This window comes from Pseudomonas fluorescens Q2-87 (genome assembly GCF_000281895.1).
Lineage (GTDB): Bacteria > Pseudomonadota > Gammaproteobacteria > Pseudomonadales > Pseudomonadaceae > Aquipseudomonas > Aquipseudomonas fluorescens_S.
Window position 1 is genome coordinate 2,490,409 of the sequence record NZ_CM001558.1, and the last position, 14,177, is coordinate 2,504,585.

General features: G+C 60.2%; 12 protein-coding genes. 8 read left to right on the plus strand and 4 right to left on the minus strand.

What is annotated here, in order from left to right; genetic code table 11:
- Nucleotides 1–9 precede the first annotated feature (9 nt).
- The 3 genes from PFLQ2_RS16455 (at nt 10) to PFLQ2_RS16445 (ending at nt 4,123) form a co-directional block, all read left to right on the plus strand.
- Nucleotides 10–1,335: a dicarboxylate/amino acid:cation symporter gene (locus PFLQ2_RS16455; RefSeq protein ID WP_003180818.1), complete on the plus strand. Its 1,326-nt coding sequence runs from the start codon at nt 10–12 to the stop codon at nt 1,333–1,335.
- 138 nt (nt 1,336–1,473) lie between these two features.
- Nucleotides 1,474–2,778, plus strand: a complete 1,305-nt coding sequence (locus PFLQ2_RS16450; RefSeq protein ID WP_003180820.1) for a CitMHS family transporter — start codon at nt 1,474–1,476, stop codon at nt 2,776–2,778.
- Between the two features lie 91 nt (nt 2,779–2,869).
- Complete coding sequence (locus tag PFLQ2_RS16445; protein WP_003180823.1) at nt 2,870–4,123, plus strand: OprD family porin; 1,254 nt, start codon at nt 2,870–2,872, stop codon at nt 4,121–4,123.
- Nucleotide 4,124: 1 nt separating this feature from the next.
- Here the strand turns inward: PFLQ2_RS16445 and PFLQ2_RS16440 are convergent, their stop codons facing one another.
- Entirely contained in the window at nt 4,125–4,727 is a 603-nt protein-coding gene (locus PFLQ2_RS16440; RefSeq protein WP_003180825.1) for a TetR/AcrR family transcriptional regulator, read from the minus strand.
- A gap of 159 nt (nt 4,728–4,886) precedes the next feature.
- On the opposite strand from PFLQ2_RS16440, the gene PFLQ2_RS16435 reads away from it, so the two are divergent.
- The 4 genes from PFLQ2_RS16435 to PFLQ2_RS16420 all read left to right on the plus strand — a co-directional run bounded on the left by PFLQ2_RS16435 (nt 4,887) and on the right by PFLQ2_RS16420 (nt 10,799).
- Nucleotides 4,887–6,053 carry an ATP-NAD kinase family protein gene (locus PFLQ2_RS16435; protein WP_003180827.1) on the plus strand — a complete coding sequence of 389 codons (1,167 nt, stop codon included), beginning with the start codon at nt 4,887–4,889 and terminating at the stop codon, nt 6,051–6,053.
- Between the two features lie 34 nt (nt 6,054–6,087).
- Nucleotides 6,088–7,491, plus strand: a complete 1,404-nt coding sequence (gene gcvPA / locus PFLQ2_RS16430) for an aminomethyl-transferring glycine dehydrogenase subunit GcvPA (protein WP_003180829.1) — start codon at nt 6,088–6,090, stop codon at nt 7,489–7,491.
- Nucleotides 7,488–9,044, plus strand: a complete 1,557-nt coding sequence (gene gcvPB / locus PFLQ2_RS16425; RefSeq protein WP_003180831.1) for an aminomethyl-transferring glycine dehydrogenase subunit GcvPB — start codon at nt 7,488–7,490, stop codon at nt 9,042–9,044. Before gcvPA ends, gcvPB begins: the two co-directional genes overlap by 4 nt.
- Before the next feature lie 132 nt (nt 9,045–9,176).
- Complete coding sequence (locus PFLQ2_RS16420) at nt 9,177–10,799, plus strand: acyl-CoA synthetase (RefSeq protein ID WP_003180834.1); 1,623 nt, start codon at nt 9,177–9,179, stop codon at nt 10,797–10,799.
- Nucleotides 10,800–10,819: 20 nt separating this feature from the next.
- Here the strand turns inward: PFLQ2_RS16420 and PFLQ2_RS16415 are convergent, their stop codons facing one another.
- On the minus strand, nt 10,820–11,392 hold the full coding sequence (locus PFLQ2_RS16415; protein ID WP_003180836.1) for a TetR/AcrR family transcriptional regulator: 573 nt from the start codon (nt 11,390–11,392) through the stop codon (nt 10,820–10,822).
- A gap of 138 nt (nt 11,393–11,530) precedes the next feature.
- Between PFLQ2_RS16415 and PFLQ2_RS16410 the strand changes: the two genes are divergently transcribed.
- Nucleotides 11,531–12,232 (plus strand): glutathione S-transferase, encoded by a 702-nt coding sequence (locus PFLQ2_RS16410; protein ID WP_033045982.1) that lies wholly within the window; start codon nt 11,531–11,533, stop codon nt 12,230–12,232.
- Here the strand turns inward: PFLQ2_RS16410 and yfcF are convergent.
- Together yfcF and PFLQ2_RS16400 are read right to left on the minus strand one after the other, a co-directional pair.
- On the minus strand, nt 12,229–12,861 hold the full coding sequence (gene yfcF / locus PFLQ2_RS16405) for a glutathione transferase (RefSeq protein ID WP_003180839.1): 633 nt from the start codon (nt 12,859–12,861) through the stop codon (nt 12,229–12,231). The genes PFLQ2_RS16410 and yfcF overlap by 4 nt on opposite strands.
- 171 nt (nt 12,862–13,032) lie before the next feature.
- Nucleotides 13,033–14,145: an alkene reductase gene (locus PFLQ2_RS16400; RefSeq protein ID WP_003180840.1), complete on the minus strand. Its 1,113-nt coding sequence runs from the start codon at nt 14,143–14,145 to the stop codon at nt 13,033–13,035.
- Nucleotides 14,146–14,177 lie beyond the last annotated feature (32 nt).

Below are 14,177 nucleotides of genomic sequence, written 5' to 3' on the forward strand. Positions count from 1 at the left end.
ATTCTAAAAATGGGTGATGCCATGAAAGTTGTTAAATCGCTGTACTTTCAGATCATCTGCGCCGTGTTGCTGGGCGTGGTCGTCGGGCACTTCTGGTCGCAACAGGCAATCGCCTTGAAGCCTCTGGGTGATGCCTTCATCAAGTTGATCAAAATGATGATCGCGCCGGTGGTGTTCTGCACCATCGTCACCGGCATTGCCGGCATGAGTGACAAGCGATCCTTGGGTCGCTTGCTGAGCAAGACCATGCTGCTGTTCCTGGCGCTGACGTTGATCAGCCTGATCATCGGCCTGGTGTCGGTCTACCTGTTCAAGCCCGGTGCAGGCATGAATATCGATCCAACCCACCTGAGCACCCAAGGCCTGTCGCAGTACACCGAGTCCGCCGCGAAACTGGGTGTGGTCGAGTTTTTCATGCACATCATTCCCGACACGTTCATTGGCGCATTCGACAAAGGTGAAGTGCTGCCGGTGTTGTTCATCGCCGTTCTCTGTGGCTTTGCCTTGTCGTCCCTGGGCGAGCGCGGCAAACCCGTACTCGATGTGCTGGAGTCGGCTTCGCACATGGTCTTCAAGATATTTTCCTACCTGATGCGCTTCGCTCCGATTGGCGCATTCGGTGCATTGGCCTTCACAGTCGGGCAATACGGCATCACTTCCTTGGGTTCTCTGGCCAAGCTGATCATGACCCTCTACATCGCCTGCGCCTTCTTCGTCTTCGTGGTGTTGGGCGGCATTTGCCGCGCCCATGGCTTCAGCCTATGGAAGTTGCTGCGTTACCTGCGCGAGGAATTCCTGGTGGTGCTGGGGACCTCCTCGACCGAGCCCGTCATGCCGCGCATGCTGGAAAAACTCCAGGCCCTGGGCTGCAAGAGGGGGGTAGTAGGACTGGTGCTGCCCACGGGTTATTCGTTCAACCTCGACGGGACCGCGATCTACCTGTCGCTGGCGGCGGTTTTCATCGCCCAGGCCTGCAACATCGAGCTGACGCTGACCCAGACCATCACCATGTTGGCGATCATGCTGCTGTCGTCGAAGGGCGCCGCGGGGGTGACCGGCAGCGGTTTTGTCGCGCTGGCCTCGACCCTGACGGTCATCCATGACATTCCCCTGGCCGGCCTGGCCCTGTTGATCGGAATCGACCGATTCATGTCCGAGGCCCGGGCACTGACCAGCCTGGCGAGCAACGCCGTAGCAACCGTGGTAATCGCGCTCTCGGAGAATGCCTGCGAGCGTGAAACGCTGTTGAGAACATTGGACGGCAAGCCATCGCCCACAGTGGCCCAGGTGACGGACCAAGCCTGGAATGAGGCAAAAGCCGTCAAACACCTCTAGCGGTCACTGCTGAACCGACATCACGATCTTGTCTCACCAACCCTTCGCCAGGCACACCCGACCGTGCCGCCTGGCGGATGGGCGGCTGTGTGCCCGGGTGTCGGCCAAGCTCACTCATAACAACAAGAGATCTGACTTATGCTCGCTTTACTTGGCTTGGCCATGGTGGTGGTCTTCACGTTTCTGATCATGACCAAACGCTTGTCGCCGATCGTTGCCTTGACCGTTGTGCCGATTGTCTTCGCCGTGATCGGCGGGTTCGGCTCAACCACCGGCAAAATGATGCTGGACGGCCTGAAAATGGTCGCCCCATCGGCGGCGCTGTTGCTGTTCGCGATTCTGTTTTTTGGCCTGATGATCGATGCCGGCCTGTTCGATCCGCTGATTCGCAAACTCCTGAAGCGGGTCAACGGCGACCCGATGAAAATAGCCGTAGGCACTGCGCTGCTGTCGCTGGTGGTGGCGCTGGACGGTGACGGCACGACGACGTACATGATCACCTGCGCAGCGATGTTGCCGCTGTACAAGCGCATCGGCATGAACCCGATGATCCTGGCGACGGTGGCCATGCTCTCACTGAGCATCATGAGCGGCATGACGCCCTGGGGCGGGCCGGCGACGCGGGCCATCGCGGCACTGGGCCTTGATGCCGGTGAATATTTCGTGCCCTTGCTACCGACCATGATTGGCGGTGCGATGTGGGTGGTGTTCACGGCATTCCTGCTGGGCCGTGCCGAGCGCAAGCGCATTGGCAATGTCCAACTGCAGAGCGGCGGCGGTGACTGCTACATCAAGGCAATCATCGAGGACACCCCGCACAAGCGCCCGAAACTGGCCTACGTCAATCTGCTGCTGGTGATCGCCGTCATGACCGCGCTGGTGATGGGGATCATGCATTCGGCAATCCTCTTCCTGATCGGGTTCGTGCTGGCGCTGATGATCAACTATCCGCAGCTGGATATTCAGAAGGAGCGCATCCTTGCCCATTCGGGCAATGCCATGACGGTGGTCCTGCTGGTGTTTGCCGCCGGCATCTTCGCCGGGATTTTTTCCGGGACGAAAATGGTCGATGCGCTGGCGCAAACCCTGGTGGACTGGATTCCACCGTCCTGGGGCCATCTGTTTCCCCTGGTGGTCGCGATTACCAGCATGCCGTTGACCTTCGTGCTGTCCAACGATGCCTATTATTTCGGCGTCGTGCCGATCCTGGCCAACGCCGCCGCAGCCTACGGGATCGATCCGGTCGAAATCGCGCGGGCCTCCATTCTCGGTCAGCCGGTACACCTGATGAGCCCGCTGGTGGCCTCGACGCTGTTGCTGGTGGGCATGGTGGATCGCGATCTTGGCGATTTCCAGAAAGCCACCGTCAAATGGGCAGTACTCACCTCCCTGGTGATTACCACGCTGGCCTTGCTCACCGGGGCCTTGACCCTGTTTTCCTGATTCATCCATCACCTTCGCACTTATGCCTGTCGTGCCTCAATCGAGGCGCGCGCCGGCCTGCGCGCTCAATAACAACAACGAGTAGTTCGACATGACCGGTTTTTTTATCCGTGGGGCTTTGTTTCCAATGCTCGGCCTGTTGCCACTGGCCACCGCCAGCGCCGAGGGATTCATTGACGACAGCAAGCTCAAGCTGCAATTGCGCAACGTTTACTTCAACGAAAATTTCCGTGACGAGCATGGCATGAGCGCCCGAGCGGCAAGGACCGCCAAGAGCGAACGCACCGAATGGGCCCAAGGTTTTCTGTTGGATTACCAGTCAGGTTTCACACCCGGCACCGTCGGTCTTGGTGTCGACGCCCTGGGTCTGCTTGGCGTCAAGCTGGACTCTGGACGTGGCCGCAGCGGCACCGGTCTGCTGCCGGTGCAGGATGACGGTCGCGCAGCCGACGAGTTCGCCAGCGCGGGTATGACCGCCAAGGCCAGGCTGGCCAAGACCACACTCAAATACGGTACCTTGCTGCCCAAGACTCCGGTATTGGTCTACAACGACGCACGGCTGTTGCCCCAGACCTACCAGGGCACGCAAATCAGCAGTACGGACATTGATAATCTGGCGCTCACCGGTGGGCATCTGGAACGTTTCAAACTGCGGGACTCAAGCAACAGCATGCCGATTGTCCCCGATGGATATGCGGGCGATCAGTCAGGGGATTTCAATTATGCCGGTGCCGACTACAAGCTGGGAAAGAACCTCCGGCTGAGCTATTTCTACGGTGAGCTGGAGAACTTCTACCGCCAGAACTTTGCCGGCATCCAGCATGATCTGCCCCTTGGCGCCGGAGTGCTGACCAGCGACCTGCGTTACTTCCACAGCGTCGATTCGGGGACGGCCTACGCAGGCAAGATCGACAACGACATGCTCAGCGGCCTGCTGTCCTATGCGGTTGCCGGCCACACGCTGAGCGCTGGCTACCAGAAACTCAGCGGCGGGGCAGGCTTGCCTTACGTCAGCGGTGCCACGGTCTATTCCTTCAGCAACGTCGGTATCGGCAAGTTCATCGAGGAAGACGAGAAGACCTGGATGCTCGGCTACGGCTACGATTTTGCCCGCCTCGGTGTTCCCGGCCTGACCTTTTCCACTCGCTACCTGAGCGGTAGCGACGGCAAGTCCGATTCCACCGTCAACGAGTGGGAACGTGACGCCGAGATCGCCTATGTGGTGCAGCAGGGCAGCTTCAAGGGCTTGGGCGTGAAGCTGCGCAACTACGTCTACCGCTCGGATTTTTCAAGGGGCCGTGACAGCAACCGGATCTACTTTACCTACGATGTTGCCCTTTGGTAGGTCAGCGCGCCGTGGTGTCCGTCAGCAATAGTCCGGAAGCCAGGGCCAGGAAGCCCTCTACGACTTTGTCGCAGGCCAGGTGAGGATCCTGCGCATTGGCCATCCATAACGAAGCCCCGAGCAGGGCGCCCATGATCAGGCGCGCTGTCGCTTCGGTGTCGACCGTGCGGATCGTCCCCTCATCGAGCAGTCGCTGCAGGCTGCGTTGAGTGCTGCGGATGCAGGCGCTCTGGCTGGGCCACTGCGATGGATCGCCGAGTACGGCGGGTCCATCGAGAAATACGATGCGCTGGATTTCCGGTTCCAGGGACATCTTTATATAAGCGATGGACTCATCGATGAAGCCGTCCCAGGTCGTGGCGGCTTCGTCGATGATCGCTGACAGGCGCTTCACCATTTCTTCATCGATCTGGGCGATGACGGCCTGTAGCAGACCTTTCTTGTCACCGAAATGATGATACAGCGCCCCGCGTGTCAGGCCGGCTTGAGCGGTCAGATCGTCCATCGAACTGTCTGCATATCCTTTCGCTGCAAATGCCTCTCGCGCCGCCTTGATGAGCTTGCCGCGAGTCTCCGTAATCATGTCCGCACGCTTCTGCGCCATCGGTCGACGTCCTCAAAAAAATTTAACATTCATGGCGTATGCGAATTGACATACGTGGCGTATGTCGTATTGTGTCTCACATACGAGGCGTATGCAATCAGCCTGGCGACTTGTTTGCAGGCGCTGGAACGCCGTAAAGCCAGTACAGGATACCGATCGATGCATGAGCAGGGCGACTTCAATGTTTCTCTTTCGAGCCTGGGCGAGGGCAAGACCATTGGGCTGATCGTCAATCCCGTCGCCGGCATGGGTGGGCGCGTGGGCTTGAAAGGCACGGACGGTCCCGATGTGCTGCTCGAAGCGCTGCGCCGTGGCGCGCAGCCAGTCTCAAGCGAACGGGCTTGCCTGGCGCTCAAGCGTCTTGCCGTCTCGAAGGTGCCATTTCGATTGATCACCGGCTCTGGGGCGCTGGGAGAAGAGGCCGCGCGCGCCGCAGGCCTCGACCCTGTCGTGGTGTACCGCTCGACGCCCGGGTCGAACCGGCCAGACGACACGCGCAATGCCGCGCTGGTCATGGCATATGCCTCGGTCGATCTGCTGCTTTTTGCAGGGGGAGACGGCACGGCACGCGATGTGTTGGGCATGGTCAGTGACCGAGTGCCCATCCTGGGGATCCCGACGGGCGTGAAAATGTATTCGGCGGTTTTCGCGACCAACCCGCAAAACGCAGGACACCTTGCGGCGCGATACATCGCCGCAGAGCGCTCGGTGCGCGTTCGCGAGGCCGAGGTCATGGACATCGATGAGGATGCCATGCGCCGCGATCAGGTATCGACACGGCTCTATGGCTACGCGCTCAGCCCTCATGAGCGCCACCTGGCACAAAACGCCAAGGCGGGCTCAGCACCTGATGCGAATCTCGCGCTCGACGCCGTGTCGCGGCAGATCGCTCGCCAAATGAGAGCCGGCTGTCTCTATCTGCTAGGGCCTGGCACAACGACGCGACGGGTCATGAATGCGCTGGGCTTGTCGGCGACGCTGCTCGGCGTGGACGCGGTAATAGACGGCGCTCTCGTTGGTGCCGACCTCAACGAGCAGGCATTGCTCCAGCTCATGGAGGACCACGAAACCCGCATCATCGTCGGCGTGCTGGGGGGACATGGCAGCTTGTTTGGGCGTGGCAATCAGCAGCTCAGCGCCGAGGTCATCCGCAGGGCAGGGCGCGACAACATCATTGTCGTCGCCCCCATGGAAAAGCTGCTGTCGCTGGAGGCCGGCTGTTTGCGTGTCGACACCGGGGACACCGAAGTCGATGCCCTGCTTAGCGGCTACCTGCAAGTGCACACCGGGCCCGAGCGGTCCGTTTTCTTCAGGGTCCGATCCTGATCATTTGTCCCACCCGCAAACCGAGGATAACCCCATGAGCAATCATGTCGCCCACCCCTACATGGCGAACTCCGTACCTGCACTCAAGCAAGCAATGCTCGACTCGATCGGTGTCGACAGCATCGAGGCGTTGTTCCAGCAAATTCCACAGGCTCATCGCCTGCAACGTCCGATCAACCTGCCGCCAACACTGAACGAGAGCGAGTTGCGTCGGCATCTGATCAGCACGCTGTCGAAGAATAAAACCTGCGAGCAGAACCTCAATTTTCTCGGCGCCGGTTGTTGGCAGCATCACGTTCCTGCCGCGTGTGACGAAGTGGTACGGCGCAACGAGTGGTTGACGTCGGTGTTCGGCGAACCGAGCTCTGATCACGGTCGCAACCAAGCCTGGTTCGAATTCTGCAGCCAGCTCGGCGAGCTTTTGAACATGGACCTGGTTGGCCTGCCCGTGCGCAGTTGGGGCTGCGCTGCGGGCCATGCCCTTCGCATGGCCACGCGCATCACCGGGCGCAACGAAGTGGCAGTGGTGCGCGCCATCGATCCGGAACGGCTGTCGATCATCCGCAACTACTGCGAACCCATCGACATGCCCAGCCATATCACCGTGCGGCTCGTTGACTACGATCCGGCAACCGGCCTGCTCGATCTCAGTCACCTACGAGCTTCGATAGGGGCGCAAACGGCGGCGGTCTATTTCGAGACGCCGTCCTATTTCGGCGTGATCGAGCAGCAGGGTGCCGAAATCGCCGCTATTGCCCACGAGGCGGGGGCTGAAGTAATTGTCGGTGTCGATCCCATTTCCCTGGGCGTGCTGGCCGCGCCGATCGATTTCGGAGCGGACATCGTCGTTGGGACCACCCAGCCGCTGGGGGTGCATATGCATTGTGGCGGCGGCGTCAGTGGCTTCATCGCCACGCGGGACGAAGAGCGTTATGCCCACCAGTATCCGACGCTGTTCATCAGCATCGGCGAGACCACGCAGCCCGGCGAATACGGCTTTGGCCTGAGCCTGTTCGAGCAGTCGTCCTATGGCTTGCGCGACAAGGGCAACGATTGGACCGGGCACTCGGTGTACATGTGGGCCATCGCCAATGCGGTCTACATGGCACTGATGGGGCCAAAAGGCTTTGAAGACGTGGGCAATCTCATCCTGCAGCGGAGTCACTACGCGGCGAAGCTGCTGGGCGAAATCCCTGGGGTGCGCGTCACGTTCCCGAGCGGTTTTTTCAAGGAGTTCGTGGTGGATTTCTCCGCAACCGGGCTCAGCGTGAAGGACATCAACAAGCAGCTTCTGGCGCAGGGGATTTTCGGCGGCAAAGACCTGACGCAGGACTTTCCAGAACTGGGGGCTAGCGCCCTCTACTGCGTCACGGAGATTCACACACTGGCGGACCTTGAGCGTCTGGCCGCTGCACTCAAAGGGGTCATCGCACAATGAACACACCACTCAAGCAATACCATGCTCCCGTCTGGAGCGAACCGGTCATTCTGGAAATGGGTTATCCCGGGCGCCGTGGGGTGATTTTTTCCACCGCAGAAGAAGCGGTGCAAGCGGCCGTCGGCAGCGGCGCCGATCTGGTTCCGGCCAAGATGCGCCGTTCGCGCAAACCGGCATTGCCGGAAATGTCCGAGCCCGAGGTGCTGTATCACTATCTGCGCCTGTCGCAGCAGACCCTGGGCATGATGAATATCAGCCTGTTCGGCACCTGCACCATGAAATACAACGCTCAGATCAACGAGGCGACGGCATGGCGGCCGGAAATCACCCACGTGCATCCTTATCAGGACGAGGACACCTTGCAAGGCGCACTTGAAGTGGTGCATGGCATGGACATGATCCTGCGTGAATTGTCCGGGATGGATCAGTTCATTTTCCAAGCGGGTGGCGGTGCCGATGCCGCTTACACCAGTTGCGCGGTGACCCGTGCCTACCACGCCTCCAAAGGCGAGCTGGCGCAGCGTGACGAGATCATCACCACGATCCAGACGCACCCGAGCAGCGCCGCCACTGCCGCCGCTGCCGGCTTCAAGGTCGTCACACTGATGATTGAGGAGAACGGTTACCCATCGCTCGAATCGCTCAAGGCTGCGGTGTCCAATCGCACCGCAGCGCTGATGGTGAACAATCCCGATGACATGGGCGTGTATAACCCCGAGATCCGCGAGTGGGTGCGGGTGGTGCACGAGGCGGGCGGCTTGTGCTTCTACGATCACGCCAACTTCAACGGTGCGATGACCAGGATTCGCGCCCGTGAACTCGGTTTCGACGCATGCATGTTCATGTTGCACAAGACCTTCGGCGCGCCGAAAAGTGGCGTAGGCGGGCCAGCGGTCGGAGCTTATGGGTGCTCGGCGCAGCTCGCGCCTTTCCTCCCGGCTCCGGTGGTGGCATTCGACGGGGAGCGTTATCGCCTCGATCATGATCGCCCGCAGAGCACCGGCAAGATACGCGAGTTCTGGGGCAACGTTCCGGTGGTTCTCAAGGCCTACGCCTGGTCGCGGGCGATGGGCGCAGAAGGCATGGCGCAGGCCTCTGATATCTCCGTCCTGGCCAACAACTACATGGAAAAAGGGCTGTTGGCGATTCGCGGCGTGACCCGGTCTCACCCCGAAGCAACGAGCCCGCGTATGGAGATGACGCGCTACAGTCTCGAGCAGCTCAAGGAAGACACCGGGGTTGACGTCCATGATGTGCAGAATCGCATGAGCGATTTCGGCATCGATCCGATGTGGAGCAGCCATCACCCCTGGCTGGTGCCGGAGCCGTTCACGCCAGAACCGGGGGAAATGTATGGCAAAGAAGCGCTGGATACTTGGATTGCCGTGCTTGCGAGGATTTCCGACGAGGCCTACTCGACCCCGGAAATCGTCAAGACAGCGCCGCATAACCAGGCGATCCACAGGCTAAAGAGTGCCGCCCTGGACGACCCGCAACATTGGGCCATGACCTGGCGCGCGTTCTTGCGCAAAAACAAAAAGCAGGCGAGTTGACCCAGGATCATCCGCGTAGCGGCACCGTCGATCAGGCGAGGCCGCTCATGAAACCTGATCAGAGCTAACAATCAGCCATCGAAGGTAGCAGCATGACAGCACAGGCTGGCGGCCTTCCTACAGGAAAACATCATGTCGATTTTCGAAACGGGCCTGGCGCCCTCGGCGGTCAATCATATGGCTTTGTCGCCACTGAGCTTCATCGAGCGCACGGCCTCTGTGTATGGCCAATACCCGGCGGTGATCCACGGCTCGATACGGCGTAACTGGCAGCAGACGTACGAACGCTGCCGACGGCTCGCCGATGCGCTCAGCGGGCGGGGGATCGGCAAGGGCGATACCGTGGCGGTGATGCTGCCCAACATCCCGGCGATGCTCGAGGCTCATTTTGGCGTGCCCATGATCGGCGCCGTGCTCAATACCTTGAACGTCCGCCTGGATGCCCAGGCTATCGCCTTCATGCTTGAACACGGCGAGGCCAAGGTATTGATCGCCGACCGTGAATTCCACGGTGTTGTCCAGGAGGCGTTGAGTCTGTTGTCGAAACCGCCATTGGTGGTCGATGTCGACGATCCAGAATTCGGCGAAGGCCGCGCCATCAGCCCGCTGGACTACGAAGCGTTTCTGGAGGAGGGCGACCCAGCGTTTGCCTGGCCATGGCCGGACGACGAATGGCAGGCGATTTCCCTCAACTACACGTCAGGCACCACGGGGAACCCCAAGGGCGTGGTCTATCACCACCGTGGGGCCTATCTCAATGCACTGGGCAATCAGATGACCTGGGCCATGGGAAATCATCCGGTGTATCTCTGGACCTTGCCGATGTTTCACTGCAATGGCTGGTGCTACCCGTGGACAGTGACTGCGCTGGCCGGTACTCACGTCTTTCTGCGCCGCGTGGATCCGCAGAAGATTCTCACCCTGATCGGTGAACACCGGGTCAGCCACCTGTGTGGCGCGCCGATCGTCCTGAATGCATTGGTCAACTTGCCGGACGCTTCCAGGGTCACGATTGATCACCCGGTCAGTGCGATGGTGGCCGGCGCCGCACCGCCGGCCAAGGTGATCGAAGCCGTCGAGGCCATGGGCATCAAGATCACTCATGTCTATGGCCTGACCGAGGTCTACGGCCCGGTGACGGTGTGTGCCTGGCACGCGCAGTGGGATGAGCGATCAGTGGACGAGCGTGCGAGGATCAAATCGCGCCAGGGTGTGCGCTACCCGACCCTGGAAGGCCTGATGGTCGCTGATCCGCAAACCCTTCAGCCGGTCGCCTGCGACGGGACCCGCATCGGCGAAATTTTCATGCGCGGGAACACCGTCATGAAGGGCTATTTGAAAAATCCGCAAGCCACCCAGGAAGCCTTCAAAGGCGGATGGTTCCATACCGGCGACCTGGCGGTTCGTCACCCCGACGGCTACGTCGAAATCAAAGATCGTCTCAAGGACATCATCATTTCCGGTGGCGAGAACATTTCCACCATCGAGGTCGAGAACGTTCTCTATCGGCATCCTGCGGTACTGGAAGCCGCCGTGGTTGCCCGCCCTGACGAAAAATGGGGCGAAACGCCCTGTGCCTTCATCACGCTCAAGCCCGGACATCAGGACATCCTGGAGGCGGACATCATCCTGTTCTGTCGTGAGCACCTGGCGGGGTTCAAGCTGCCCAAAACAGTGGTCTTCAGCGAGTTGCCGAAGACATCGACGGGCAAGATCCAGAAGTATGTGCTGCGCGATTGGGCCAAGGCACTTTGAGGCAATCTCTGTAGCGGACCTCAGCCATCTGCCGTTGGGATCAATCCCGCTTCCTGATAACTGAGGACGAGGTCATCGAACAGGCCGATGTCGAGTCGCGTCCGGGCGATGAGTTGGGCGCCGGCGATCGCGGTATAGATGGCGCGGCCGCGCCGCTCGCACACCTGCGGGCTGCCCAACCCGAGCTCGGCCAGCATGCTCGCCAGCCATGCGACGTTCATGTCCGCAAACGCCTTGATCTGGACTTTGACTGTTTCGGGCAGGTCCTCGTATTCCGCTGCCATGAAGCTCGACAGGCATAACCGGTTGCCGTCTTCCAGCGACTTGCGAAAGATCGACGGGTAGCGTTGCAGGCAGTGACGCGGGTCAGGATCGGCCTCGCGTATCGCCTCCAGGAGGCGGGAGGCGTCTTGCCAATAACGTTCGGCGACGGCGGCGCCCAGGTCAGCCTTGCTTGAGAAGTGGTAATAGATACTGGCGTTCTTGATCCCCACTGCCTCGCCGATGCTGCGGAAGTTGATGCCGTTGTAGCCATGCGCCTGAGCGGCTGCCTTGGCAGCTTCCAGGATGGCTTCGCGCGCGTTCTCGGTCACTCTCAACTCCTCGCTGATAGATCTGGTAACGGCGATTCTACTCGCACAAGCGTTTACCTGCCAATTGGAAGGTAGGGGTTGACAGGGTAAAAATGAGCAGCCAAGCTTTGCCTACCAATTGACAGGCAGGTGAAAGAAATGAGCGCTTCAAAACCTCAGCCAGATACCTCGGCAATCCCAATGATGAAAGTCCACGACTGGTTCGATGGCCCGTACCCCGCCCGCGTACGCATTGCCCTGGCGGAAAAAGGCCTGCTTTCGCGCGTCGAATTTGTCCCGGTGGATTTGTGGAAAGGCGAGCACAAGAAACCAGCGTTTCTGGCGATCAATTATTCCGGGACGCTACCGGTGCTGGAGTTGAACGACGGCACGCTCATTGCCGAGTGCACCGCCATTACCCAGTACCTGGATGCGCTGGATGGCAGCCCCACGCTTACCGGCGAAACGCCGGTCGAGAAGGGCGTCATCCACATGATGACCAAACGTGCCGAAATCGAATTTCTCGATGCGGTCAGTGTGTACTTCCATCACGCCACCGCCGGGCTGGGGCCGGAGGTCGAGCTTTATCAGCACCCCGAGTGGGGCGGTCGGATGCGCGACAAGGCCATCCGAGGCATGCACTATTTCGACAACTTGCTCGAAACCCAACCCTTCATTGCCGGCGACAAATTCTCGATGGCCGATATAGCGGTCCTGGGCGGCATGATCTTCGCCTCCCTGGTGAAACTGCCGGTGCCTGAGGAATGTGAAGCCTTGCGCGCGTGGCACGCCCGGATGCAGGAGCGTCCCAGCGTGCAGCAATGGCGGGCGATGGTTGAGCGTGGCGCACCGCAAAACTAGATCGCAGGACGCAGCAGGCCGACCCACTCCTGTACGGTGGGTCGTTGCCATTGACGCTGCGCGTATTCCACCAGCGCGGTGGGCAAGGCGTCGCCGTTGAGTATCAACCGGTTGAGCATCAATGCCAGGTCGACATCGGCAATCGACCATTGGCCGAACAGGTACTCCGGGCTGTCCGCCAGCAGTGCTTGTGCGGCACCGATCAGCTTGCGCGTCGCCGACTCGGCAGCGGGTGATAGAGGCCCGGACTTGAGACCATAGAACACCACCATTGTGGATCGCTCCTGGCGAATGGGCAGCAGGTCACTGCGCAGCCACGCCTGGACTTGCCGTGCCTTCGCGCGCTGCCGGTGGTCTTTTGGGTAAACCGGTATCAGCGGAAAAACATCGTCCAGATACTCAGTGATCGCCGACGACTCGGACAAGGCGAAGTCGCCATGTACGAGCGTGGGGACCCGCTGGGTCAGGGAGAGGCTGGCATAATCCTCGGCCTGGTTTTCGAGGGTGTCGAGGTCCAACGGAGTCATGTCGAATTCGATGCCCTTTTCGCGAAGTGCCACGAAAGCCGACAGGGCGTAAGGGCTGGTGAACTGGGCATCGACGTACAAGCGCAGGCGGGCATTATTCACGGGTTCATCTCCATATGCAGGAAGGAGACACGCTACGGGTTCCGAGGCGATAAATAAAATGCATGATTTTCATGGGCGTATTCCTGGCCGGAATGCGCTGCCAAATGCCTTTATTTGAGCGCAGGTGATTCAGCCTCCGTTCGCATCCCCCCGAAACCCGCCGAGCCCGGCTCAGGAATAAACCGGATAATCCACATATCCACGCTCATCGCCACCAAAGAAGGTGCTCGGGTCCGCCGAATTAAGGGGCAGCCGGTCGCGAATTCGCCGTGGCAGGTCTGGATTGGCCAGGAAGGGTCTGCCGAACGCAATGATGTCTGCGCGACCGTCGATCAGCGCCTGTTCCGCTGTCTCGGGGTCATAGCCACCGGCGATCATCAACACACCGTCCCATGCCGCGCGCAACTGGCCGATGATTTCATCCCAGCGCGGATCGAAGTGCTCGTCCTTGACGGTGCCAACCACGGCGGGCTCGACGAGGTGCAGATAGGCCAGCTTCCATTGATTCAGCGAACTCACGATGTAGCCGAATGTCGCCTGAGGTGTTTCATCGCCCATGCCCATGAAGCGTCCCATCGGCGTGAGGCGTACGCCTACCCGTTCTGCGCCCACTTCATCGATGACGGCGGCGACCACTTCCAGTAGCAACCGTGCGCGGTTTTCCAGGTTTCCGCCGTAGGCATCCTCGCGCTGGTTACTGTTGCTGTTGATGAATTGGTCCAGCAGGTAACCGTTGCCTGCATGAATTTCCACGCCGTCCATTCCTGCATCGAGCGCATTGCGCGCGGCCCGGCGGTAGTCGTGGATGATGTCGACAATCTCAGGGGCTTGCAGTGCTCGTGGCACCGGTACGTCGCTCCAGACCCCATTGCCATCCGCGTCGACGATGAACGTCTTGCCCGGCACCGGCAGTGCGCTTGGGGCAACCGGGCTTGCGTTGTCGGGTTGAAAGCTTGGATGGGACACACGGCCCACATGCCAGAGTTGCATGAAGATCAGGCCACCGTCCTTGTGCACTTGGCTGCTGACTTCACGCCAGGCTTGCACCTGTTCGGCGCTGTAGATGCCCGGCGTCCAGGCATAGCCCTGGCCCTGCCGGGAGATTTGCGTCGCCTCGGTAATGATCAACGCGGCGCTCGCACGCTGACGGTAATACTCGGCGTTCATGGCCGTTGGAACGTCGCCCGGTTGCCCGGCGCGAGAGCGTGTCAGCGGCGCCATCGCCACGCGATGAGGAAGTGTGAAGGGGCCCATTGCGATAGGTTGGAACAGATGCTGAGTCATGCGGTGTCTCCAGTTTTGGATGCAGAAGCAAG

Excerpts from the sequence above, each read along its gene's own strand:
- PFLQ2_RS16455 (WP_003180818.1), top strand. The coding sequence starts at position 10 with ATGGGTGATGCCATGAAAGTTGTTAAATCGCTGTACTTTCAGATCATC.
- PFLQ2_RS16450 (WP_003180820.1), top strand. The coding sequence starts at position 1,474 with ATGCTCGCTTTACTTGGCTTGGCCATGGTGGTGGTCTTCACGTTTCTG.
- PFLQ2_RS16445 (WP_003180823.1), top strand. The coding sequence starts at position 2,870 with ATGACCGGTTTTTTTATCCGTGGGGCTTTGTTTCCAATGCTCGGCCTG.
- PFLQ2_RS16440 (WP_003180825.1), bottom strand. The coding sequence starts at position 4,727 with ATGGCGCAGAAGCGTGCGGACATGATTACGGAGACTCGCGGCAAGCTC.
- PFLQ2_RS16435 (WP_003180827.1), top strand. The coding sequence starts at position 4,887 with ATGCATGAGCAGGGCGACTTCAATGTTTCTCTTTCGAGCCTGGGCGAG.
- gcvPA (WP_003180829.1), top strand. The coding sequence starts at position 6,088 with ATGAGCAATCATGTCGCCCACCCCTACATGGCGAACTCCGTACCTGCA.
- gcvPB (WP_003180831.1), top strand. The coding sequence starts at position 7,488 with ATGAACACACCACTCAAGCAATACCATGCTCCCGTCTGGAGCGAACCG.
- PFLQ2_RS16420 (WP_003180834.1), top strand. The coding sequence starts at position 9,177 with ATGTCGATTTTCGAAACGGGCCTGGCGCCCTCGGCGGTCAATCATATG.
- PFLQ2_RS16410 (WP_033045982.1), top strand. The coding sequence starts at position 11,531 with ATGAGCGCTTCAAAACCTCAGCCAGATACCTCGGCAATCCCAATGATG.
- PFLQ2_RS16400 (WP_003180840.1), bottom strand. The coding sequence starts at position 14,145 with ATGACTCAGCATCTGTTCCAACCTATCGCAATGGGCCCCTTCACACTT.